At 52.7% G+C, this 23,547-nt stretch carries 25 protein-coding genes; 15 read left to right on the top strand and 10 right to left on the bottom strand.

Features of this window, described 5'->3' with window-relative positions; translation table 11 throughout:
• Positions 1 to 12: 12 nt before the first annotated feature.
• The 9 genes from hycI to hycA all read right to left on the bottom strand — a co-directional run bounded on the left by hycI (position 13) and on the right by hycA (position 7,891).
• Positions 13 to 483 (bottom strand): hydrogenase maturation peptidase HycI, encoded by a 471-nt coding sequence (gene hycI, locus GFB57_RS09845; protein ID WP_003037382.1) that lies wholly within the window; start codon positions 481 to 483, stop codon positions 13 to 15.
• Positions 476 to 886, bottom strand: coding sequence for a formate hydrogenlyase maturation HycH family protein (locus tag GFB57_RS09840; RefSeq protein ID WP_003037385.1), 411 nt, complete (start codon positions 884 to 886; stop codon positions 476 to 478). Before GFB57_RS09840 ends, hycI begins: the two co-directional genes overlap by 8 nt.
• On the bottom strand, positions 883 to 1,650 hold the full coding sequence (hycG, locus tag GFB57_RS09835; RefSeq protein ID WP_003037388.1) for a formate hydrogenlyase subunit HycG: 768 nt from the start codon (positions 1,648 to 1,650) through the stop codon (positions 883 to 885). Before hycG ends, GFB57_RS09840 begins: the two co-directional genes overlap by 4 nt.
• Positions 1,650 to 2,192, bottom strand: coding sequence for a formate hydrogenlyase subunit HycF (gene hycF, locus GFB57_RS09830; RefSeq protein WP_003037391.1), 543 nt, complete (start codon positions 2,190 to 2,192; stop codon positions 1,650 to 1,652). The genes hycG and hycF overlap by 1 nt, the downstream gene beginning before the upstream one ends.
• Positions 2,193 to 2,201: 9 nt before the next feature.
• Positions 2,202 to 3,911: a formate hydrogenlyase subunit HycE gene (gene hycE / locus GFB57_RS09825; protein ID WP_003037393.1), complete on the bottom strand. Its 1,710-nt coding sequence runs from the start codon at positions 3,909 to 3,911 to the stop codon at positions 2,202 to 2,204.
• 17 nt (positions 3,912 to 3,928) lie between these two features.
• Positions 3,929 to 4,852: a respiratory chain complex I subunit 1 family protein gene (locus GFB57_RS09820; protein ID WP_003037395.1), complete on the bottom strand. Its 924-nt coding sequence runs from the start codon at positions 4,850 to 4,852 to the stop codon at positions 3,929 to 3,931.
• A 2-nt stretch (positions 4,853 to 4,854) separates the two neighbouring features.
• Complete coding sequence (hycC, locus tag GFB57_RS09815) at positions 4,855 to 6,681, bottom strand: formate hydrogenlyase subunit 3 (RefSeq protein WP_003037397.1); 1,827 nt, start codon at positions 6,679 to 6,681, stop codon at positions 4,855 to 4,857.
• Complete coding sequence (hycB, locus tag GFB57_RS09810) at positions 6,678 to 7,289, bottom strand: formate hydrogenlyase subunit HycB (RefSeq protein ID WP_003037401.1); 612 nt, start codon at positions 7,287 to 7,289, stop codon at positions 6,678 to 6,680. Before hycB ends, hycC begins: the two co-directional genes overlap by 4 nt.
• Positions 7,290 to 7,432: 143 nt before the next feature.
• Positions 7,433 to 7,891 carry a formate hydrogenlyase regulator HycA gene (gene hycA / locus GFB57_RS09805; protein ID WP_003037403.1) on the bottom strand — a complete coding sequence of 153 codons (459 nt, stop codon included), beginning with the start codon at positions 7,889 to 7,891 and terminating at the stop codon, positions 7,433 to 7,435.
• Positions 7,892 to 8,089: 198 nt separating this feature from the next.
• Between hycA and hypA the strand changes: the two genes are divergently transcribed.
• From hypA to GFB57_RS09770, 7 genes are all read left to right on the top strand, one after another.
• Positions 8,090 to 8,461 carry a hydrogenase maturation nickel metallochaperone HypA gene (hypA, locus tag GFB57_RS09800; protein WP_003037406.1) on the top strand — a complete coding sequence of 124 codons (372 nt, stop codon included), beginning with the start codon at positions 8,090 to 8,092 and terminating at the stop codon, positions 8,459 to 8,461.
• Between the two features lie 103 nt (positions 8,462 to 8,564).
• Positions 8,565 to 9,437: a hydrogenase nickel incorporation protein HypB gene (hypB, locus tag GFB57_RS09795; protein ID WP_003037409.1), complete on the top strand. Its 873-nt coding sequence runs from the start codon at positions 8,565 to 8,567 to the stop codon at positions 9,435 to 9,437.
• Positions 9,428 to 9,700 carry a hydrogenase 3 maturation protein HypC gene (hypC, locus tag GFB57_RS09790; RefSeq protein ID WP_003037411.1) on the top strand — a complete coding sequence of 91 codons (273 nt, stop codon included), beginning with the start codon at positions 9,428 to 9,430 and terminating at the stop codon, positions 9,698 to 9,700. The genes hypB and hypC overlap by 10 nt, the downstream gene beginning before the upstream one ends.
• The gene (gene hypD / locus GFB57_RS09785) at positions 9,701 to 10,822 is read left to right on the top strand and encodes a hydrogenase formation protein HypD (protein ID WP_003037413.1); all 1,122 of its coding nucleotides are present in this window, start codon (positions 9,701 to 9,703) and stop codon (positions 10,820 to 10,822) included.
• A complete protein-coding gene (gene hypE, locus GFB57_RS09780) occupies positions 10,819 to 11,829 on the top strand; it encodes a hydrogenase expression/formation protein HypE (RefSeq protein WP_003037416.1) in 1,011 nt (336 codons plus the stop codon). Before hypD ends, hypE begins: the two co-directional genes overlap by 4 nt.
• A gap of 219 nt (positions 11,830 to 12,048) precedes the next feature.
• The gene (gene flhA / locus GFB57_RS09775) at positions 12,049 to 14,127 is read left to right on the top strand and encodes a formate hydrogenlyase transcriptional activator FlhA (protein WP_003037419.1); all 2,079 of its coding nucleotides are present in this window, start codon (positions 12,049 to 12,051) and stop codon (positions 14,125 to 14,127) included.
• 44 nt (positions 14,128 to 14,171) lie between these two features.
• Positions 14,172 to 14,600, top strand: a complete 429-nt coding sequence (locus GFB57_RS09770; protein WP_003037421.1) for a TOBE domain-containing protein — start codon at positions 14,172 to 14,174, stop codon at positions 14,598 to 14,600.
• A 120-nt stretch (positions 14,601 to 14,720) separates the two neighbouring features.
• Here GFB57_RS09770 and GFB57_RS09765 read toward each other — a convergent pair whose 3' ends face one another.
• Entirely contained in the window at positions 14,721 to 15,065 is a 345-nt protein-coding gene (locus tag GFB57_RS09765; RefSeq protein WP_003037424.1) for a nitrous oxide-stimulated promoter family protein, read from the bottom strand.
• Positions 15,066 to 15,252: 187 nt separating this feature from the next.
• Between GFB57_RS09765 and GFB57_RS09760 the strand changes: the two genes are divergently transcribed.
• The 8 genes from GFB57_RS09760 to GFB57_RS09725 all read left to right on the top strand — a co-directional run bounded on the left by GFB57_RS09760 (position 15,253) and on the right by GFB57_RS09725 (position 23,441).
• The gene (locus tag GFB57_RS09760; protein ID WP_003037427.1) at positions 15,253 to 16,170 is read left to right on the top strand and encodes a metal ABC transporter substrate-binding protein; all 918 of its coding nucleotides are present in this window, start codon (positions 15,253 to 15,255) and stop codon (positions 16,168 to 16,170) included.
• Positions 16,167 to 16,982 carry an iron/manganese ABC transporter ATP-binding protein SitB gene (gene sitB, locus GFB57_RS09755; protein WP_003037430.1) on the top strand — a complete coding sequence of 272 codons (816 nt, stop codon included), beginning with the start codon at positions 16,167 to 16,169 and terminating at the stop codon, positions 16,980 to 16,982. The genes GFB57_RS09760 and sitB overlap by 4 nt, the downstream gene beginning before the upstream one ends.
• Before the next feature lie 2 nt (positions 16,983 to 16,984).
• The gene (gene sitC, locus GFB57_RS09750; RefSeq protein WP_003037433.1) at positions 16,985 to 17,842 is read left to right on the top strand and encodes an iron/manganese ABC transporter permease subunit SitC; all 858 of its coding nucleotides are present in this window, start codon (positions 16,985 to 16,987) and stop codon (positions 17,840 to 17,842) included.
• Entirely contained in the window at positions 17,839 to 18,690 is an 852-nt protein-coding gene (gene sitD / locus GFB57_RS09745) for an iron/manganese ABC transporter permease subunit SitD (RefSeq protein ID WP_003037436.1), read from the top strand. Before sitC ends, sitD begins: the two co-directional genes overlap by 4 nt.
• Positions 18,691 to 19,456: 766 nt before the next feature.
• Entirely contained in the window at positions 19,457 to 19,786 is a 330-nt protein-coding gene (locus GFB57_RS09740) for a multidrug efflux SMR transporter (protein ID WP_225623509.1), read from the top strand.
• Positions 19,783 to 20,112, top strand: a complete 330-nt coding sequence (locus GFB57_RS09735) for a multidrug efflux SMR transporter (protein WP_008322725.1) — start codon at positions 19,783 to 19,785, stop codon at positions 20,110 to 20,112. Before GFB57_RS09740 ends, GFB57_RS09735 begins: the two co-directional genes overlap by 4 nt.
• A gap of 13 nt (positions 20,113 to 20,125) precedes the next feature.
• Positions 20,126 to 22,504: a choline trimethylamine-lyase gene (gene cutC, locus GFB57_RS09730; protein ID WP_003037444.1), complete on the top strand. Its 2,379-nt coding sequence runs from the start codon at positions 20,126 to 20,128 to the stop codon at positions 22,502 to 22,504.
• Positions 22,467 to 23,441: a glycyl-radical enzyme activating protein gene (locus GFB57_RS09725; RefSeq protein WP_003037447.1), complete on the top strand. Its 975-nt coding sequence runs from the start codon at positions 22,467 to 22,469 to the stop codon at positions 23,439 to 23,441. Before cutC ends, GFB57_RS09725 begins: the two co-directional genes overlap by 38 nt.
• The last annotated feature ends 106 nt before the right edge of the window (positions 23,442 to 23,547 follow it).

The raw sequence follows: 23,547 nt of genomic DNA, 5'->3' as shown, positions 1-23,547 counted from the left end.
CACTGATACAGTTTACTCTTCTGGCGCTTCCAGCTCGGAGAATCCACCGTGTCCTTCCCAACCGGCTAATCGCTGATAGACGGTATCAACAGCATCTTTGATCGGCTGTGTCATCGGGTAGTAAAAACCGACGATGTCCGGTTGAATGCCAAGGAAAATCACCTCACCAACGTCGTCTTTCAGCTGATCGACCAGGTAATTCAGCGGCATGTTATGGGTGGTCATCATGAACATCTCGGCAATGTCATCGGGATCGATAATGCGGATTTCACCAGGGTTTAGCCCCATATCGGTAGCATCAACAATCAATAAACGTTGCGGACGCAGTTCACGGATGGCGACAATATCGTTCTCTGGCGCACTGCCGCCGTCGATGACAACCCAGTTGCCTTGAGGATTTGCAGCACACATTTCAGCCAGCAGCGGGCCCGCGCCGTCATCGCCCATCATGCTGTTACCCACACATAATAAAACGTCAGTCACGGTGTCTCCTCACCATCAGATAGATGGCGCTTTCCTGGTGTATGTCGTGCAGCATGCTAAGCATCAGCTTGCTCCACTCCTGCTGCTGCGGGGTCTGTACGGCACGCGCATCATCGAACGCGCGTGCCAGCATTTGCACATGGTTGAAATCGATAACGATCTCGCCGTATTTCGGCACACCTTCCATTTTCCGGCGAGCTTCGCTTCCCTCAGCAAGGGTAGCAATCCATGCCAGATATTCGTCCCATGGACAAGTTAACGCCGCTTCCAGGCAATCGATGATCCCAAGGTGGTGACCAATCGCCAGGCTGTAATAGACAACCTGCTGCGCCTCAGCGGGCGTCGCATCGTTCTCATCAATAAACTTACGGCTCAGTTGACTGAACACCACCGTTTCACTCATCGGATACGCGCCTCTTCGACAACATGGTTAAGATGCGTGACGATCTCGGTCAGACGCGGATCGTTTTCCGCCTCCAGCCAGCGCGCCACCTGATGCTCGCCCTGCCCTAACTGCGTCATATAGTCATCAGCAATCTGGCGACCGTAGCGGTATCCCGCCAGACGGCGAGCTTCGCGATCCACCTTCACTCGCAGCGGCTGAACCATATCCGGATGCAGAATTTCGGCGGGCTGTTCGTCCAGTTCACCCGGCGCACGCGCGTGAATTTTTTGTTCCAGCAGACCCAGCGCCATGGCAAAACCATACAGCGTGGCTGCAGGCGTTGGCGGGCAGCCAGGGATATAGACATCCACCGGTACGATTTTGTCCGTGCCGCCCCATACGCAGTATAAGTCGTGGAAAATACCGCCGCTGTTACCGCAAGCACCGTAAGAGATACAAATTTTCGGGTCTGGCGCAGACTGCCAGGCGCGTAGCGCCGGAGAGCGCATGGCACGGGTTACCGCGCCGGTAAACAGCAGGATATCCGCATGACGCGGGGACGGTACCACTTTGATGCCAAAACGTTCGGCGTCAAACAGCGGAGAAAGCGTGGCGAAGATTTCGATTTCGCAACCGTTGCAACCGCCGCAGTCCACACGGTAAACGTACGCTGAACGCTTGATGCTTTTCAGCAGCGACGCTTTCATGCTGGCAATGGATTCATCCACCGTCATCGGTACCGGAATACCGTTGGCGTCACGTGGGCCTAATAAATTGCTCATCAGCTGGCCTCTTTCATATGGCGAGTCAGTTCAATACGATCAGACGGCACCAGGCATTTCTGGCGCTTACAGTCCGGGCAGGTCTCAAAGCTTTCACGGTGGTTTTCCGCGCGGCTATCACCGTTGTGCTTAAGCAGCGCAATGGCGTAATCAATCTCTTTTTGTACCGCAAACGGACGGTTACATACGCGGCAATTACACAGCGCAAAGCGGGACTGCTGCAGGAAATCCTCTTTCTTCCACACCGCCAGCTCATACTCCTGCGACAGCTTGATCGCCGCCGTCGGGCAAACTTCTTCGCAACGGGCGCAGAAGATGCAGCGACCGAGGTTGAACTGCCACGCCAGCTCATTGGTGGCCAGATCGGTTTCGACCGTCAGCGCGTTCGACGGGCACGCATTCACACAGGCCGCACAGCCGATGCACTGTTGCGGATTATGTTCCGGTTTGCCACGGAAGTTTTTATCGACCGCGATCGGCTCCAGCGGATACGACGACGTCGGTGCCCCGGTTTTGATGACTTTTTTGATAAAGGTAAACATGGCGATTCCTTATTTCAGCGGCGAGTTTTTACGCTCGATGCTGTAGCGCTCAAGTTCTTTGTACGGCACGACTTTGCTCTTCTTCTTACGTACATCGACCACGGTCATACGGTCAGTACAGGAGTAGCAAGGATCGAGGCTACCGATAATCAGCGGCGCATCGGAAACGGTATTACCACGCAGCATGTAGCGCAGCGTCGGCCAGTTGGCGTAGGTCGCCGCACGGCAGCGCCAGCGATACAGTTTCTGGTTGTCGCCGGTCATGCTCCAGTGAATGTCATCTCCGCGCGGCGCTTCAGCAAAGCCCAGTGCGAAACGGTGAGGAATGTAGGTAAAGCCTTCCACCATCAGCGGGCCGCCCGGCAGGTTATCCAGACCAAAGTCGATCATATTTAGTGCGGTGTAGACTTCATTAATACGAACTTTCAGACGAGAAATAACATCGCAGCCTTGCTCGCTATGAACTTCCATCGGCAGCAGACCATAGCCGACAAACGGGTGATCGGCGCGGGTGTCACGCGCGTGGCCGCTGGCGCGAACCATCGGGCCGACGTTACTGAAGTCACGGGCAATTTCCGGATCCAGACGACCAATACCAACGGTACGCTGTTCCATATTCGGCGTACTGAGCAGCATATCGACCAGTTCCTGCACGTCACGACGCATCTGCTGCGCCAGTTGACGGGTCTGGATCATATCTTCTTTCAGCAGATCACGACGGATACCGCCGATCAGGTTCAGACCGTAAGTTTTACGTGCCCCGGTGAGGATCTCCGCCATCTTCATCGACGTTTCACGCACGCGGAAGAACTGCATAAAGCCGGAGTCAAAACCGGTGAAGTGACAGGCCAGGCCGAGGTTCAGCAGGTGCGAGTGCAGACGCTCAACTTCCAGTAGAATGGCACGGATCATCTGCGCACGTTCCGGCACCACGATACCCATCGCATTCTCAACGGAGGTGGTATAGGCGGTGCTATGCGCAAAGCCGCAGATGCCACACACGCGATCTGACAGGAACGTCACTTCGTTGTAACCCATACGGGTTTCCGCCAGTTTCTCCATGCCGCGGTGGACATAGAACAGACGGTAGTCGGCATCGATAATGTTCTCGCCGTCCACGAACAGGCGGAAGTGACCGGGTTCATCGGAGGTGACGTGCAACGGGCCAATCGGCACCACGTTATTTTTCTTGTCGCCCAGTTCGTTGATGAACTCGTAGGTTTCAGCATCGGTAGTCGGCGCCGGGCGCTGACGATAATCCATGCTGTCTTTACGCAGCGGATAGAGTTCGTCCGGCCAGTCATCGGGCAGTACCAGACGGCGCTCATCCGGCAAACCAACCGGGATCAAACCGTACATATCGCGCACTTCGCGCTCGCCCCAGACCGCAGCCGGAACGCGCGGCGTGACGGACGGGAACTCCAGCTTGTTGGCATCGACTTCAACGCGGACGGTTATCCAGCATTTGGTGCCCTGCTCCATCGACATCACGTAATAAACAGCGTAATGGCCGCACAGCTGGCGTTCGTCGTTACCAAACAACACGGACAACCAGCCGCCCTGTTTGTAGTACAGGAACTCCACCACTTCCGGCAGGTAGTTCACCTTGACGGTGATCGTCAGCTGATCTTTGGTCTGCCAGGCTTCATCCAGTACCACGCCCGGAAAGGCCTGATGCAGCGCAGCGAGATATTGTTGACCTAATTTTTCTTCAGACATGCTCAAACTCTCTTAAATCACGCCACCAGCAAGGAGACGAACGCTAAAAACGCAAACCCAAAACCGGCCCAGGTCACGCGTGAAGTGGCGCAAAAACGCAAACGCGCCATGCTGTTTTCGAACAGGGCGATGACCAGCACGCCGAGGACCAGCTTAACGACGGCAATCACCAGCGCCAGCAGCAGCCCACCCGCGGTGAAGGTTTCCATCTGTCCCCACGGCAGGAACACACCAACGAACATTTGCAGAACGACCAGTTGCTTGAGGCTAATGCCCCATTTCAGCACGGCAAAACCGCTGCCGCTGTATTCAGTCAATGGACCTTCCTGCAGCTCTTGCTCTGCTTCTGCCAGATCGAATGGCAGTTTGCCCATTTCGATAAAGGTGGCGAAAGCACAGGCACACAGTGCCAGAATCAGCGGGATGCTGTGCGCAGCAGGCCAGTGGTAAATGGTATCGGCGATATTGCTGATATGGGTTGAACCCGCAACCTGTGCCGCTACCCACAGCCCCAGCAGCAGGATAGGTTCAACCAGCACGCCAAGCATCGCTTCACGGCTGGCACCAATGGCGGTAAACGGGCTACCGGTATCCAGTCCCGCGATAGAGAAGAAGAAACGGGCAATGGCGAACAGGTAAATTAAGGTGATCAGATCACCCAGTTGGGGCAGCGGTGAGCCAACGGTCACTACCGGTAGCGCAGTGGCGATAGTCAGCATCACGCCCACCATCACAAACGGCGTCAGGCGGAAGACCCAACTGGAATCCGCAGGCGCAATGCTCTGACGACCCAGCAGTTTGATAATGTCGCGGTATTCCTGCAAAACGCCAGGACCACGGCGATTGTGCAAACGCGCACGCGCCACGCGGGTAACGCCGGACAGCAGCGGCGCAACGGCAAACAGCACGAGCGCCTGAATTAACGGATATAAAACACTCATTTTCAGGCTCCTCGTGAAACCACAATCACCACCAGCACCGCCAGCTCAATCAGCGCCAGGCGACGGAACAGCACCGGCGCAGCCGCATTCTGCCAGCCCGGAACCAGTGATACCGGATTCAACCACTTACGCAGTTTGAGTACCGGGGCAAAGGCTTCTTTCACCGGCATGGCAAAACCGTGCGCGGTAATGACCATTGACTGCTCGTGATCGTAACCACACACCCATGCCGCACCGCGTGAACGCGACGGCAGACGGTTGCCTTTGAAAATTGCCATGATGATGAACGGCAGCAGCGGACATGCGATCAGCAGCAGCGTGATCATCGGCTGAGAAACGGTGGTGTTCGCAGTTTCCAGCGGCAGCGGAACGGCAGAGGAGATCATCGGCAGCAGCCACGGCGCAGCCACGCCGCCAATCACGCAGCAGATAGCCAGCGCAACGACGCTCACGCTCATCAGGATTGGTGCGCAGCAGGCGTTTTCAGCTTCCTTCGTACGCGGTGCGCCAAGGAACGTTACGCCATAGACTTTCGCCATACACATCACCGCCAGCGCGCCGGTAATTGCCAGCCCAACCGCCAGCAACGGCCCTAACAGACGACCGACAAACGCCCCGCTGTTACCCAGCTTGAAGAAGGATTGATAGATAACCCACTCACCGGCAAAACCGTTCAGCGGCGGCAGCGCGGCCATCGCCATCAGGCCAACCAACATCGCCAGAGAGATAACCGGCATGCGTTTGCCGATACCGCCCAGTTTTTCGATATCACGATGACCGGTACGGAACCAGATGCTGCCTGCGCCCAGGAACAGAACGCTTTTGAACAGGCTGTGGTTTACCAGGTGGTACAGACCGCCGGTCAAACCCAGCGCAATCAGCGCCGGTTGATTCAGGGAAATCCCGGTCACGCCAGCGCCCAGCCCCAGCAGAATAATGCCGATGTTTTCCAGCGTGTGGTACGCCAGCAGGCGCTGGATATTGTGTTCCATCAGCGCATACAGACCGCCAACAAATGCGGTGATCATGCCCAACACCAGAAGCGTAACACCCCACCACAGCGGTGCATTACCGCCCAGCAGCGACAGGGAGAGAATACCCAGTAGACCGACCTTCATGACGACGGTAGAGAACAGTGCCGCAGCCGGTGCGCTGGCATTGGCGTGTGCCTGTGGCACCCAACCATGCAGAGGAATAATCCCGGCCAGCAGGCCAAAACCTGCCACGCCCAGCAGCCAGATGTCAGACCCGAGCGGCAGCTCCTGGGTGCGCAGGTCTAGCAGACGCAGCTCCAGAGTGCCGTAACGTTGCCACACAAGGTAGCAGGCAACCACCAGCAGCAGCGTACCAATACGCCCCAGCGCAAACCACAGTTTGCCTTCTTTACTGCAGCCGGTGAGGAACACGGCACACAGCGCCATGATTTCCGCCATCACCACCAGCGTACCGAGGTTGCTGGCAACCACCGCACATACCGCCGCGGCCATCAGCAGATTCACCAGCAGGCCGTTAGCTTTCACCTGCGGATGACGATGCCAGTCAATGTTGTACAGGCTGACAAACAGGCCGCACAGTCCCAGCGTAATCAGCCAGATAGCATTCAGCGGAGTAATTTGCAGACTGTGCCCAATAAACGGCATCACGCCGCTCACCGCCAGCGCATTAGTCAGAACGGTAAAACCAGCGGCTGCCGTACACAAGCTGCCGACCGCACCGCCAACTCCAGCAATCCAGCCGCTCAGCGATTTATGAAATGAAAACAGAAATGCCAGAACCGCAGCCGCTGTAAACCAGGCCACGCCGCTGTTAATCAGTGAAATTGCGCTCATTTTGCATCCCCACTCTGAGCCTGCTGAAACAAGGTGAGATCGCCGAAATCGGTATTGAAAGTCAGCTCACGCTTACGTTTGCTGGCGCGGGCGATATCCATGTTGCTCACCAGGTGCAGGGCTTTGGTCGGACACATGCGCACGCAGGCCGGACCAAGCTCGTCAAAACTGCACAGATCGCATTTCACCGCGATGGCACGAACGCCTGGAACCCAGTCCAACAGCGAACTCACGCGAGCAGGCGCTGGCGGAGCCGGAGGCGCTTTTGGCGTATTGGCGTTTGCCGGGATATGCAGCGGACGGCTACCAGAAAACTCTATCGCGCCAAACGGACAAGCGATCCCGCACAGTTTGCAGCTTACGCACAGGCTTTCATTCAGCTGTACGGCGCCATCAACGCGGTTAATGGCATTAACCGGACACACGGTGGCGCAAGGCGCATCTTCACACTGGTGGCAAAGCTGCGGCGCGGATTCTTTTTCATTTAACATCACTTTCAGGCGCGGCATTGACTGCAGGCCATGCTGGCGATGTGTCTCTGAGCAGGCAGCTTCACATGTGTGGCAGCCAATACAAAGAGTGGAGTCAGCAATTACAAAACGATTCACCAGGCATTCCTCAGGTGATAGTCATTTTTGACGAAAACATGTCTGCAAAATGTCATTTCGACATTTTTCGACATGCCCATTCCCTAAAACATCGTGACGCAGTATGTAAACCGCATCATGACAAAGTGGACAGCACCTGAGGCTTAAGCCGGGCTATGTCCCTCAACCAGTTGGCTTAAATTCACCGGCATATTGTTCTCAACCGCGGTGTACAGGCTGTCGTAGACGGTGGCGATTTTCTCGAGATAGTGCTCCAGCACCTGTTCGCGATCGCGGTTACTGAAACGCTCATCGACTTGACCGTCGATGGTCAACTGTGCCTGTGCAATCAGTTGCTTATCATCATCATCTTTTGTTTCGACGTAGTACTCGATGGTGTGGCTATTGAAGCCATCCGCCAGCGTGACGTAGATAGTGAAGTGTTCAAAAAGGACAAAGCAGAGATCTTTGTCCGGCGCACAGCTCATTGCATGATGCAAACGCGCTTTCGACAGGGTGATCCCCTGAACCAGCGAGTTACAGTAAATACGCCACTGGTCCTGTAGGCGACGATGCCGTTCAGCGATGTAATCGGCTTTTTCGCTTATTTCCCAAATAGTCATGTCAGGTTACCCGTTTAGCAGAGATGAACAGCCTTAAGCACATTTCATGCCAAAATTAAATTTCTTGATTTTCATATAGATAAAAAATTAAAGGCGGGTGACGACATGTCATTTCGTCATTGTCGTCATTGTCACGAATGAAAAAAATCAACCTGGCATGCTTATTGCTTTTGATACGGCAACTTCACAGGAGGCGGTATGCACGAAATAACCCTCTGCCAACGGGCACTGGAATTGATTGAACAACAGGCCACGCAACACGGTGCTCAGCGAGTAACTGGGGTCTGGCTCAAAATTGGCGCATTTTCTTGCGTAGAAACCAGCGCTCTCTCCTTTTGTTTTGATCTGGTATGCCGCGGGACCCTTGCAGAAGGTTGTAAACTCCACCTCGAAGAACAAGAAGCCGAATGTTGGTGCGAATCTTGTCAACAATACGTCACGTTACTGACGCAACGCGTGCGCCGATGTCCGCAATGCAACAGCGATATGCTGAGAATTGTGGCCGATGACGGCTTACAGATTCGACGTATTGAAATAGATCAGACTCCAGCGCCGGATGGCGACGCTTAAGCGTTTTATCCAGCCTACAGAAAGAGCTCGTTTGTAGGCCGGATAAGGCAACGCAGTCATTCGGCAACAGATGTATCGCAAGTAAAAAGATCAGGAGTGAGCGATGTGTACGACATGTGGTTGCGCTGAAGGCAACCTATATATAGAGGGTGATGAGCATAATCCCCACTCGGCGTTTCGCAGCGCGCCATTTGCCCCAGCGGCTCGTCCAGCGCTGAATATTACCGGTGTGAAGACCTCAAATTTCACACCGAGCCAGACCGAAGAAGGCGATTTGCACTACGGTCACGGTGAGGCAGGAACCCACGCACCAGGTATGAGCCAACGCCGTATGCTGGAAGTGGAAATTGACGTACTGGACAAAAACAACCGCCTGGCCGAACGCAACCGTGCCCGCTTTGCGGCCCGTCAGCATCTGGTGCTGAACCTTGTTTCAAGCCCGGGCTCCGGTAAAACCACGCTGCTGACCGAAACGCTGATGAAGCTGAAAGATAGCGTGCCGTGCGCCGTTATTGAAGGTGACCAGCAGACGGTGAACGATGCTGCCCGTATTCGCGCCACAGGCACGCCCGCCATTCAGGTCAACACCGGTAAAGGTTGCCACCTTGACGCACAAATGATCGCTGACGCCGCGCCGCGTTTGCCGCTTGACGATAACGGCATTCTGTTCATTGAAAACGTCGGCAACCTGGTCTGCCCGGCCAGCTTCGACCTCGGCGAGCGCCATAAAGTGGCCGTGCTTTCCGTCACCGAAGGTGAAGACAAACCGCTGAAATATCCACATATGTTTGCCGCCGCATCGCTGATGCTGCTCAACAAAGTGGATCTGCTACCGTACCTCAATTTTGACGTTGAAAAATGCATCGCCAGCGCCCGGGAAGTGAACCCGGGAATTGAGATTATCCTGATTTCCGCCACCAGTGGTGAAGGGATGGATCAATGGCTCTCCTGGCTGGAGACGCAGCGATGTGCATAGGTGTTCCGGGTCAAATCCGCACCATTGATGGCAACCAGGCCAAAGTCGACGTTTGCGGTATTCAGCGCGACGTCGACCTGACGCTGGTCGGTAGCTGTGATGAACATGGCCAACCGCGCCTCGGCCAGTGGGTACTGGTCCACGTCGGTTTTGCCATGAGCATCATTAATGAAGCTGAAGCGCGCGATACGCTCGACGCGCTGCAAAACATGTTTGACGTTGAGCCGGATGTCGGCGCGTTGCTGTACGGCGAGGAAAAATAAATGCGTTTTGTTGACGAATACCGCGCACCAGAGCAGGTGATGCAACTGATAGAGCACCTGTCTGAACGTGCCGCCCACCTCCCCTACACGGCTGAACGCCCACTGCGCATCATGGAAGTTTGTGGTGGTCATACCCACGCTATCTTCAAATTCGGCCTCGACCAGTTGCTACCGGAAAACGTGGAGTTTATTCATGGTCCGGGTTGCCCGGTTTGCGTTCTGCCGATGGGTAGAATCGACAGCTGTGTAGAAATCGCCAGCCATCCAGAAGTGATTTTCTGCACCTTTGGCGATGCGATGCGCGTCCCGGGTAAGCAAGGCTCCCTGCTGCAAGCCAAGGCGCGCGGTGCAGATATCCGTATCGTCTATTCACCGATGGATGCGCTGAAGCTGGCACAGGAAAACCCAACACGTAAGGTGGTGTTCTTTGGTCTGGGTTTTGAAACCACAATGCCAACGACCGCTATCACTCTGCAACAGGCAAAGCAGCGTGACGTGCAGAACTTTTACTTTTTCTGCCAGCACATCACGCTTATCCCTACGCTGCGCAGCCTGCTGGAACAGCCGGACAACGGTATTGACGCCTTTTTAGCACCAGGCCACGTCAGCATGGTGATTGGCACAGATGCCTATAATTTCATTGCTTCAGACTTCCATCGTCCGTTAGTGGTCGCCGGTTTTGAACCGCTCGATCTCCTGCAAGGCGTGGTGATGTTAATTGAGCAGAAAATTGCCGCGCACAGCCAGGTAGAAAACCAGTACCGTCGCGTGGTACCGGACGCCGGTAACGCGTTAGCGCAACAGGCCATCGCCGAGGTGTTCTGCGTCAATGGCGACAGCGAATGGCGCGGTCTGGGCGTTATCGAATCCTCTGGCGTTCACCTGACGCCTGACTATCAGCGCTTTGATGCCGAAGCCCATTTCCAGCCAGCGCCGCAGCAGGTGTATGACGATCCGCGCGCGCGTTGTGGGGAAGTGCTGACGGGCAGATGTAAACCACATCAGTGCCCATTATTTGGCAAAACGTGTAACCCGGAGACCGCGTTTGGCGCCCTGATGGTCTCCTCAGAAGGCGCATGTGCCGCCTGGTATCAGTATCGTCAGCAGGAGTGTGAAGCATGAGCAGCGTACAACTCGCCCACGGTAGCGGCGGTCAGGCTATGCAGCAGTTGATCAACAGTCTGTTTATGGAGGCATTCGCGAATCCGTGGCTGGCGGAACAAGAAGATCAGGCACGTCTGGAACTGGCGCAACTGGTCGCTGAAGGCGATCGTCTGGCGTTTTCAACCGACAGCTATGTTATCGATCCGTTGTTCTTCCCGGGCGGTAATATCGGCAAGCTGGCTATCTGTGGTACGGCTAACGACGTGGCGGTCAGCGGCGCGATCCCGCGCTATCTCTCCTGCGGTTTTATCCTCGAAGAAGGTTTACCAATGGAGACGCTGAAAACCGTCGTTAACAGCATGGCGGCAACCGCGCGCGAAGCGGGTATCGCCATCGTCACCGGCGACACCAAGGTTGTACAGCGCGGCGCGGCGGACAAGCTTTTTATCAACACCGCCGGAATGGGCGCGATCCCCGCCAACATTCACTGGGGCGCACAGACCCTGAGCGTGGGCGATGTGCTGCTGGTCAGCGGTACGCTTGGCGATCACGGCGCAACCATCCTTAACCTACGCGAACAGTTGGGTCTGGATGGCGAACTGGTCAGCGACTGCGCGGTATTGACGCCGCTTATCCAGACGCTGCGTGATATTCCTGGCGTGAAGGCGCTGCGTGACGCGACCCGTGGCGGCGTGAATGCGGTAACGCATGAATTTGCCGCATCATGCGGGTTTGGTATTGAGCTGTCTGAAGCAGCCTTGCCCGTGAAGCCCGCGGTGCGTGGAGTTTGCGAACTGCTGGGACTGGATGCGCTCAACTTTGCTAACGAAGGTAAGCTGGTGATTGCCGTTGAACGTCAGGCCGCTGAAACGGCGCTTGCCGCGCTGCGCGCGCATCCATTAGGACGCGATGCCGCAATGATTGGCGAAGTGGTAGAACGCAAAGGTGTGCGTCTGGCCGGACTTTACGGCGTGAAACGAACCCTCGATTTACCACACGCCGAACCTTTACCTCGTATATGTTAGCAGCCAGTTGGCAGCATGCTGTAGGCCGGATAAGACGTATTTACGTCGACATCCGGCATTAACGCTGCATTATCGCCTGATGGCGCTTTGCTTATCAGGCCTACGGATTGCGTGACCAGCGAGTTCGCGGTCAGCTATCCGGCAATAATTTACGACTTATACCTATAATTCATTTACCGTTTTCGCACCGTTCTGCGGTGCTTTTCCTGGAAAAGCAATATGTCGTATACACCGATGAGTGACCTCGGACAGCAAGGCCTGTTCGATATTACTCGTACATTATTACAGCAGCCCGATCTCCCGTCTCTTAGCGAGGCGCTTTCGCAGCTGGTCAAGCGTTCAGCTCTGGCCGACTGTGCGGCTATTGTCTTATGGCAGGCACAAACGCAGCGTGCGCGTTATTTTGCGACGCGTGAAAATGGTAAACCCATCGATTATGAAGACGAAACGGTACTGGCCCATGGCCCGGTACGCCGTATTTTGTCTCGCCCCGATGCGCTGCACTGCAACTATCATGAGTTTACGGAAACCTGGCCACAGCTGGCTTCAGGTGGACTGTATTCTGAATTTGGCCACTACTGCCTGCTGCCGCTGGCGGCAGATGGGCGCATCTTTGGCGGTTGCGAGTTCATCCGTAACGAGGATCGTCCGTGGAGTGAAAAAGAATATAACCGTCTACAGACCTTCACCCAGATAGTCGGCGTCGTTGCTGAACAAATTCAAAGCAGGGTCAGCAACAACGTCGATTACGATCTGTTGTGCCGCGAGCGTGATAACTTTCGCATCCTGGTCGCCATCACCAATGCGGTACTCTCCCGCCTGGACATTGACGAACTGGTCAGCGAAGTCGCCAAAGAGATCCATCACTACTTCGACATTGATGCCATCAGCATCGTGTTACGCAGCGATCGCAAAAACAAGCTCAGCATTTATTCCACCCACTATCTGGATGAACATCATCCAGCGCACGAACAAAGTGAAGTGGACGAAGCGGGCACGCTCTCTGAACGCGTTTTCAAAAGCAAAGAAATGCTGCTGATTAATCTGAGCGAACGCGATACGCTCGCCCCTTACGAACGGATGCTGTTCGAAACCTGGGGCAACCAGCTACAAACCCTGTGTCTGTTACCGCTGATGTCCGGCAATACTATGCTCGGCGTACTCAAGCTGGCACAGTGCGAAGAGAAAGTTTTCACTACCGCCAACCTCAAGCTATTGCGCCAAATTGCCGAGCGTGTGGCAATTGCCGTGGATAATGCGCTTGCCTATCAGGAGATTCACCGCCTGAAAGAACGTCTGGTAGATGAAAACCTGGCGCTGACAGAACAACTCAACAATGTAGAGAGTGAGTTCGGTGAAATCATTGGCCGCAGCGAAGCGATGTACAGCGTGCTCAAACAGGTCGAAATGGTGGCGCAAAGCGACAGCACCGTCCTGATTCTGGGTGAAACCGGAACGGGTAAAGAGCTGATCGCACGGGCCATTCACAACCTGAGCGGACGTAACGCCCGTCGGATGGTGAAGATGAACTGCGCGGCAATGCCTGCCGGATTACTGGAAAGCGATCTGTTTGGTCATGAGCGTGGCGCGTTTACCGGCGCCAGCACGCAGCGGATTGGTCGTTTCGAGCTGGCAGATAAAAGTTCGCTGTTCCTCGATGAAGTTGGCGATATGCCGCTGGAGCTTCAGCCTAAGCTACTGCGCGTTCTGCAAGAGCAGGAGTTTGAACGTCTGGGCAGTAATAAGCTGATCCAGACCGACGTGCGCTTGATCGCCGCCACTAACCGCGATCTGAAAAAGATGGTCGCCGATCGCGAGTTTCGTAACGATCTCTACTATCGACTGAACGTCTTCCCGATCCATCTGCCGCCGCTGCGTGAGCGCCCGGAAGATATCCCGCTGCTGGTGAAAGCTTTCACCTTTAAAATTGCTCGCCGGATGGGGCGCAATATCGACAGCATTCCCGCCGAGGCGCTGCGTACGCTGAGCAGCATGGAGTGGCCGGGCAACGTGCGCGAACTGGAAAATGTGGTGGAGCGCGCGGTTCTGCTTACCCGAGGCAACGTGCTGCAGCTGTCCCTTCCGGATATTGCCCCTTTGATGCCGTCTACGCCTCCGGTGGCAACCGAAGTCGCACAGGACGGCGAAGATGAATACCAGTTGATTACGCGCGTATTGAAAGAAACCAACGGTGTGGTTGCCGGTCCCAAAGGCGCGGCACAACGGCTGGGGCTGAAACGTACAACGTTACTCTCACGCATGAAGCGATTGGGTATTGATAAGGATGCACTGGTTTAGCCAGTGTGGCTATACTGGGTGATATCTCAACGAAAGGAGGCAGTATGGCGGTATCAGCACGTAATCAATTAACCGGTACAGTGAGCGCAGTCGCTACAGGCGCAGTGAATGATGAAGTTGAACTGACGCTGGCTGGCGGCGCAAAACTGGTCGCGATTGTGACCCATAGTAGTCAGCAGGCACTGGGTCTGGCGAAAGGAAAAGAAGCCATTGCGCTGATCAAAGCGCCGTGGGTGACGCTGGCGACTGAAGACTGTGGCCTGAAATTCTCTGCCCGTAACCAATTTGCCGGTAGCGTTTCACAGGTAACCGAAGGCGCCGTTAACGCCACCGTACACATCAAAACTGATGCCGGTTTTGACATTGTCGCGGTCGTGACGAACGAAAGTCAGCAAGAGATGAAACTGAGTCAGGGAAGCCGGGTCATCGCGCTGATCAAAGCCTCGGCCATTCTGATTGCCACCAAAGCGTAATCGCCATTCATCACCGCATGGCCAGATTACCCGATGGCGCTACGCTTATCGGATTTACACAACGGTTCCGTTTACCTTGTAGGCCGGATAAGGCATCGCCACCATCCGGCCACAAAGACGCTATTTTTTCCGCTGGTATTTCTCTGGCAATTCCGGGACAGGGCGTTTGTCATCAATCAGATGACGCACGGTCAGAATCGGATGACGCCAGAGCATTCTTGGCCCAGCCCAACGCATAATTTGCTTCATCTCTTCGCGTTTGGCAGATTGATAGCAGTGCACCGGACACTGCTTACAGGCCGGTTTTTCCTCACCAAAGACGCACTTATCGAGGCGCTTTTGCGCATAGGCAAACAACGCATCGTAATGCCCCGGCTCGTCTGAAGCCTGCGGACACTGGCGCTCGTAGAGTGAGATCATTCTCTGGATCGTCATTTTTTCACGTGCAATACGTTTGCCGGACATGATGCCTCCATAATTAAGTTGCATAAATAATACACCTTAACTAAGCACAGGACTATTGCTGGAGGTCATCTATTCCTTAGCACCCTACGCAAATAAGAATTATTTTCATTTATTTATGCCATGTGCTATATAACATAGCAAAGGCTATATTCGATGATAAATTAACCACTTTGTTGTGAGGGATACTATGCCGCATCTGCCCCATCTCAAGTCATTTCTCCTTGCCAGCGCGTTAACAGCGCTGACGCTGTCACCCGCCTGGGCAAAAGAAAAATTCAAAGTGGTAACCACCTTTACGGTGATTGCCGATATGGCAAGCAATGTAGCAGGTGACGCGGCGGACGTTAGTTCCATCACCAAACCTGGCGCAGAAATTCACGAATATCAACCAACCCCAGGTGATATTAAACGAGCGCAAGGCGCACAGCTTATTCTCTCCAACGGTCTTAACCTCGAGCTATGGTTTGCCCGCTTCTACCAAAATTTGTCCGGCGTACCAGAAGTGATGGTCTCAAACGGCGTCCAGCCAATGGGCATCAGCGAAGGACCGTACAACGGTAAACCAAACCCGCATGCCTGGATGTCAGCGGAGAACGCACTTATCTACGTGGATAACATTCGCGATGCGCTGATGAAATACGATCCGGACAATGCCGCGACCTACCAGAAAAATGCACAGAATTATAAAGCGAAAATCCAGCAGACCCTGGCGCCACTGCATACAGAACTGGCAAAGCTCCCTGCTGATAAACGCTGGCTGGTCACCAGTGAAGGCGCGTTCTCCTACCTGGCACGTGATAACAGCCTGAAAGAGCTGTATCTGTGGCCGATCAATGCCGATCAGCAAGGTACGCCGAAGCAGGTACGCAAAGTAATCGATGCGATCAGAGAGCATCATATCCCAACGGTATTTAGCGAAAGCACCGTGTCCGACAAACCAGCGCGTCAGGTTGCCCGTGAATCTGGCGCGTATTACGGAGGCGTGCTGTATGTCGATTCGCTCAGCGCTGCCGATGGTCCGGTACCGACCTATCTGGATTTACTGCGCGTCACCACGCAAACCATTGTTAACGGCATCAACAAAGGTCTGGAGAGCCAACAATGAGTCACTCTGCGATTACCGTAAATCAGGTTACGGTGACGTATCGCAACGGTCATACCGCATTGCGGGACGCCACTTTTCAGGTTCCGGGCGGCTCAATTGCCGCTCTGGTCGGCGTAAACGGGTCGGGAAAATCAACGCTTTTTAAAGCGCTGATGGGTTTTGTCCGCCTGGCGCAAGGGGAAATCTCAATTCTGCAACAGCCGGTAAATAAGGCGCTCAAACAGAATCTTATCGCCTATGTCCCTCAGTCAGAAGAGGTGGACTGGTCGTTTCCAGTACTGGTGGAAGATGTGGTGATGATGGGACGCTTTGGCCATATGGGCTGGCTGCGTCGGCCAAAACAGATCGACCACGCCTGCGTGGATGCGGCGCTGGCGCGGGTTGATATGCTGGACTATCGCCATCGTCAGATAGGTGAACTGTCCGGTGGGCAGAAAAAGCGTGTTTTTCTGGCAAGGGCAATCGCACAGGACGGACAGGTTATTTTACTGGATGAACCCTTCACCGGCGTGGATGTAAAAACCGAGGCCCGGATCATCGACCTGCTGCGTGAACTGCGTGATGAAGGTCGAACCATGCTGGTCTCTACCCATAATCTGGGATCCGTCACCGAGTTTTGTGATTACACGGTGATGATTAAGGGCACGGTGCTGACAAGTGGACCAACCGATACCACCTTTACCCCCGAGAATCTCGAGCTGGCATTCAGCGGCGTACTGCGTCACGTTGCGCTGAGCGGCGGCGAACAACACGTGATTACCGACGATGAACGCCCGTTTATTTCGCGACGTGCGGCAAGCGAGGGGGAATAATCATGAACTGGCTGACAGAGCCGTTTAGTTACCAGTATATGCTCAACGCCATGTGGGTCTCGGCGATGGTCGGCGGCCTGTGCGCGTTTCTCTCCTGCTATTTGATGCTCAAAGGCTGGTCGCTGATCGGCGATGCGCTGTCGCACTCTATTGTTCCGGGCGTGGCAGGCGCTTATATGTTAGGGCTTCCCTTCGCGCTTGGCGCATTTCTTTCCGGTGGGCTGGCAGCGGGCAGTATGCTGTTTCTTAATCAGCGTTCACGCCTGAAGGAAGATGCGATTATCGGGCTGATTTTTTCGTCTTTCTTCGGTATCGGGCTGTTTATGGTGTCGCTCAATCCGATGTCGGTGAACATCCAGACCATTATTCTCGGTAATATCCTGGCAATTGCGCCGGAAGATATTCTGCAACTGGCCATCATCGGGGTTATCTCGCTGACTATCCTGTTTTTGAAGTGGAAAGATCTGATGGTGGTCTTTTTTGATGAAAACCACGCGCGCTCTATCGGTTTGAATCCGGGGCGTTTAAAACTGCTGTTTTTTACGCTGCTCTCCGTTTCCACAGTCGCCGCACTGCAAACCGTCGGTGCATTTCTGGTGATTTGCCTGGTGGTTACGCCCGGAGCGACGGCCTGGCTGCTGACCGATCGTTTTCCACGCCTGCTCACCATCGCCGTAGCTATCGGCAGCCTGACCAGCTTTTTCGGCGCCTGGCTGAGCTACTGGCTGGACGGCGCAACCGGCGGAATTATCGTCGTTCTGCAAACATTGCTGTTCCTGCTGGCATTTGTCTTCGCACCAAAACATGGTCTGCTGGCGAATCGCCGACGCGCCCGACTGGTGAACAAGGAGTCAGTATGATCTTAACAACGCTATTAGAACCCTTTCAGTTTAGCTTTATGGTCAATGCGCTGGTTATCTCCACCATTGTCGCCGTGCCCTGCGCGCTGCTGTCGGTATTTTTAGTACTCAAAGGCTGGGCGCTGATGGGCGATGCCATGAGCCATGCGGTTTTTCCAGGGATCGTTCTGGCTTATATCGCAGGCATCCCGCTGGCAATTGGCGCATTTGTCGCTGGATTGTTCTGCGCGATAGCAACCGGATACCTCGACGATAACAGCCGCATTAAGCGCGACACCATCATGGGCATTGTTTTCTCCGGGATGTTCGGTGCGGGACTGGTGCTGTATGTTTCCATTCAGTCGGAAGTGCATCTGGATCATATTCTGTTCGGCGATATGCTCGGTATATCACTGACCGATATCATGCAAACAACGGCGATCGCTTTGGGGATCGCGCTTATTATTGGGCTTAAGTGGAAAGATCTGCTACTGCATGCGTTCGATCCGCATCAGGCAAAGGCCAGTGGGCTTAACACCCCCTTACTGCACTACGGCATGTTGTGCATGATCGCCCTGACGATTGTCGCCACGCTAAAATCTGTCGGGATTATTTTGTCGATTTCTTTACTGATTGCTCCCGGCGCCATCGCGATCTTAATGACGCGAAAATTTTCTCACGCCTTGTGGCTGGCGGTGGTGATGTCGGTCATTACCTCATTTATGGGGGTGTATCTGTCATTTTTCATCGACAGCGCACCGGCTCCCACCATCGTCGTATTATTTTCCCTGCTGTTTGTGATTACTTTTATTTATGCAACCCTGCGCGATCGGCGTTTAGAGAATCAACTTCAGGTGCATGATGTATAAATAATGCTTCATAATATGTCAGCTAATGATGTTTATGCCTCTAGAGCCTCGTTTCCACATCCTGACGGGTATTATCGTTATTCCATAAGATAAAAAAGAGCAACCACGAAATGAAAGAGTAATTTGATACAAACTTCACCGGCCACACCACAATGGTAAATTAGGGTGTGGCATTGATACTTGAAGTTCATCTGTTAAAGATAAAGAAATCGACTCATTAACCAGTTTTTAATTAACTATCTAATTTTATGATCATTATTTCTCCACTCACTGAAGAAATATAATCTGCAGGTTTATAGATAAATCCATGCAACATCGGCAAAGCTCATATCACACCCCAGAAAATAATTAATAATTTTTTATTAAGCCATACTAGTGCGGGTTATGGCTCCAAAATCCTTCGCCGCACCAAACACCCCATAACTGAACCGTATATACACTCTAAGCATTCACGTACGCTCTTTGAGCTGCCTGGGCAGACATTAATCTCAAAGGTTAAATTACATCAACATCATTATTTAGCCTGCACTTCGGGAAATGATATCAGGTATAAAAGCAATACTGAGAGGTACTCGTCCCACATCATTAAAAGATGAAATTTAACGCTTCATAAGCAAATAAACAAAGAATAAAAAACTATAATCTCCAATTTTTTCGAATTATATGGCTAGAAAAATAAAAATACTGTTTCATGTCCGTCATCCAATCCGACCTGTAACCAGGCTCATTAATCAGGAAAGTTAATATGACGTTAAGAAAGACATACATGAAACTTGCTCTGGCTATTTTGTTCGAAATATTTGCAACAACTATGCTGGTCCTTTCTGAAGGATTTACTCGCATCCTTCCTTCTATTTTATCCATAATAGGGTATGGGCTTTGCTATTATATCCTAACTTATGTATTCCGCAGAATGCACCTTGGCGTTGCTTATGCGATCTGGTCTGGTGTGGGTATCGTCGCAGTAAATATAATTGGCGTGTTAAATTTCGGCTATTCAATAAGTGGCGGCCACTTACTGGGCATGTGGTTAATCGTCGCCGGAGTTATTGTTATTAATTTTTCCGCAAAATATAAAACGATGGAAAACACATGATTCAAATAATACTCATGAGTACAACATGGTTATTTATTGCCATTCTTACTGAAGTTTTTGGTACTGCCATGCTACCCAAAACCCGACATTTTCGGAGACTCGCCCCAACCATATTTTGTGCGTTAAGTTACGTAGTTTGTTTTTATGCCCTGGGGCAAGCAATGAAATTAATGACACCAGGTATCGCTTACGCAATCTGGTGTGGTATGGGCACAGTATTAATTACTGTGATAAGTAGTATTTATTACGACATGCATACCAGCATATTTGAAAAAGCAGGTATTGCACTGATCCTGAGTGGTACGCTGCTGATGGGATTTGCATAAAAGGAGTTATTAAATGGAAAAGCAACTTACCGATCGTATTGACGCCCTGAAAGCCCAATATTTCAGCGCAAAGCCGTTTATCTCTGTTTCAAGGGCACAGGCGGTTACAGAGGTCTATAAAAACAACCCCGGGCTGGATCTGATTATGTTACGGGCACTTGCCTTTCGGCGCGCCTGCGAACGGGCACCTTTATGGATTGCCGAGAATGAGCTTATTATCAGCCACCCGGCAGGCGGTCCGCGCGGTGGAGAAGTATCACCTGAGCTCAGCTGGCGCTGGGTAGCTGAAGAACTGGATACCGTAAAAGAGCGTAAACAGGATCCCTATCAGATAAGTGACAGCGCAAAGCGTATTCTCAGAGAAGAAATCTTCCCTTTTTGGCGCGGTCGCTCGCTGGATGAAATCGCGGAAACTCAACTCCGTCATGCAGGCCTCTGGGAATGGTGCAATGAATACGGCGTCTGCGACGTAACCATTAAAACCCAGAATGGCGGAGGTGATACCTGTCCGGGTTACGACACGTTATTACTGACAGAAGGTATGGGCGGTTTGCGTGACAGGGCTATTCACGCAATTGAACAGCTAAGTTTAACCTGCGCAGAAGATATGGAACGCCACCAATTTTATCTGGCAACGAAAGAGACCTGCGATGCGGTGATCCATTACGCCCATCGTTACAGCGACTACGCCGCACAACTGGCTGATGAACAAACCGATCCTCAACGCAGAGTAGAATTGAACCGTCTCGCTGACATTTGTCGCCGTGTACCTGAACACGCGCCGCGTAATTTTTATGAGGCGCTTCAGTCCCTGTGGATTGTACAGTCTCTGTTTTGTCTTGAAGAAAACCAGACCGGTATTTCACTGGGACGCGTCGATCAGTATCTCTGGCCATTACTGGAGCGTGACCTGGCAGAAGGGACATTGACTCATGCCCACGCAGAAGAATTACTGTGTTGCTGGATGATTAAAATGGCAGAGAGTTTGTGGATCTGTAGTGAGTCTACAGCAAAATATTTCGCTGGATATCAACCATTTATCAATATGGTTGTTGGCGGGCAAAAACGTGAGGGCGGCGATGCCACTAATCAGCTAACAATGATGATTATGGCCTGCTCACGGAAATTGAAAATTTATCAACCCAGCCTGGCTGTAAGGATACATAACCAGTCGCCGTGGCACTATCTGCGGGAAATTGTGGAAGTTATCCGCGGGGGAACGGGTTTTCCGGCCTGCCATTTCGATGACGCGCATATCAAAATGATGCTGCGCAAGGGATTTGATTATGAAGATGCACGTGATTATTGCCTGATGGGCTGTGTTGAGCCTCAAAAGTCCGGAAAAATGTATCAATGGACATCTGTAGGCTATACCACGTTTACTCGGCCACTGGAACTGGCGTTTAGTAATGGTTATGGGCCACAGGGTGAGCGTATCGGTCCCCAGACCGGCGAACTGACAGAGATGACCAGTTACAACGATTTTGAAGCGGCAGTAAAACAGCAACTGGCGGCTATTACGGCTAAAGCGGCCCAAGCCACACTCATAATTCAGAAGTTGCACAGACAGTATGCCCCAAAACCGCTTATTTCCTGCCTGATTGAGGGATGCCTGGAAAAAGGTCGCGATGTTACCGCGGGCGGAGCGTGGTTAAACAACGGCCCCGGGCTTATCTGGACAGGTCTGGCTGATTTAGCGAACGGGTTGATGGCCATTAAAAAAGTGGTGTATGAGCAAGAGCAGGTCACTTTGTCTGAGCTGGATGAAGTGTTGAAAGCCAATTTTGTTGGGCATGAAGCGCTTCGCCAGCGCTGCCTGCGAGCACCGAAATACGGCAATGATATTGCAGAAGTTGACGAACTGGCGCGTTCCCTTATTCATTACACTGAGCAAGAGCATCGCCGCTATCACATGCTTTATGGCCGCTTCACGCATGGCACGCTATCTATTTCAAATAATACGCCGTTCGGACTGGCAACCGGTGCGTTACCTAGCGGCAGACTGGCTCATAAACCTCTGGCCGACGGAATAAGCCCATCGCAGCAAACCGATATCAATGGCCCGACGGCAGTGATTAACTCGGTGAGCAGGATAAACGTTGAAGAGATGGAAATCGGCATGGTGCATAACCTCAAACTAATGCACGGTATGTTGGAAAGCGATGAAGGCATTAATCAACTGATTAACCTGCTTCGCACCGCCAGTATGCTTGGTAATGGGCAAATGCAGTTTAGCTACGTCGATAATGAAGAGCTGAAGCGCGCGCAGGCACGTCCGGAGGAGTATCCGAATTTGATGATTCGTGTGGCCGGATATAGCGCATTTTTTGTTGAACTCAGCCGTGAGGTGCAGGATGAAATCATTAGCCGTACCGTTCAACATGAATGCTGAGCCGCTAACAGGCCGCGTCTTTAATATTCAGCGCTTCTCGTTACATGATGGCCCGGGTATTCGCAGCGTCGTATTCCTTAAAGGATGTCAGATGAGCTGTATTTGGTGCGCGAATCCCGAAGGATTGCGTCAGGATAATGACGTACTGTGGCGTGCCAGTAGTTGCCAGCACTGCGGGGCCTGCGTTGATGCCTGCCAGAAAGGTATTCATCAGTGGAGTAATAAGAATCACGTTATTGATCCCAGTATGTCGTGTGATGGCTGCCGTCTTTGTGAAGAAGCTTGCCCGTCCCAGGCGCTTAAGATTGTCGGACGTCAGATGTCAGTTGATGAGGTACATCAAGAGGTCGTAAAAGATGTAGCTTATTATCAGTTATCAGGAGGAGGCGTTACGCTCAGCGGCGGTGAAGTGATGCTTCAACCGGATTTTGCAGTCCAGGTACTACAAAACTTACGCCGGGAGGGTATCCATACCGCGGTGGAAACGGCAGGGTTCGCCCCCTGGTCAGCGGTTGAGAAAGTCAGTACTGTGGCTGATCTGGTGCTCTATGATCTCAAGCTGGCGGATGACACACTTCATCAACGATTTACCGGGGTCAGTAATATCCGTATTTTACGCAATCTTGAAAAATTACTGACGTTGAATACTCCAGTACGCCTGAGGATCCCAGTAATTCCCGGCGTTAACGATTCATCACATGAAATAAATAATATGCTCCTGCTTATCAGCAATCTTACTGCCGGAAAGACATCTTTTCAGGGTATTGATTTATTGCCTTACCATGCTTACGGCGTACAAAAATACTCACTGCTGGGACGCGATTACCCGGCCAGTACTATTATCAGGAAGGGTACAGAAAGTAATGGCGCAACATTCCTTCAGATTGCAAAAGACAGAGGAATCTCCGCTACGCTTTCAACCAGCCTGGTGGGTTAAAAGAACTGTGCCGCAATTGCACAACTTTGGCTTAACAACATTACTCATTTTTTCAGCAAACTGTCTGTTATCTGTAGTGATTTTGCTTATAAGCTAATAACTGAGA

This window comes from Citrobacter sp. S39 (genome assembly GCF_009495675.1).
GTDB classification, from domain to species: Bacteria; Pseudomonadota; Gammaproteobacteria; order Enterobacterales; family Enterobacteriaceae; genus Citrobacter; species Citrobacter freundii.
This window is presented reverse-complemented; position numbering and strand designations above follow the sequence as displayed.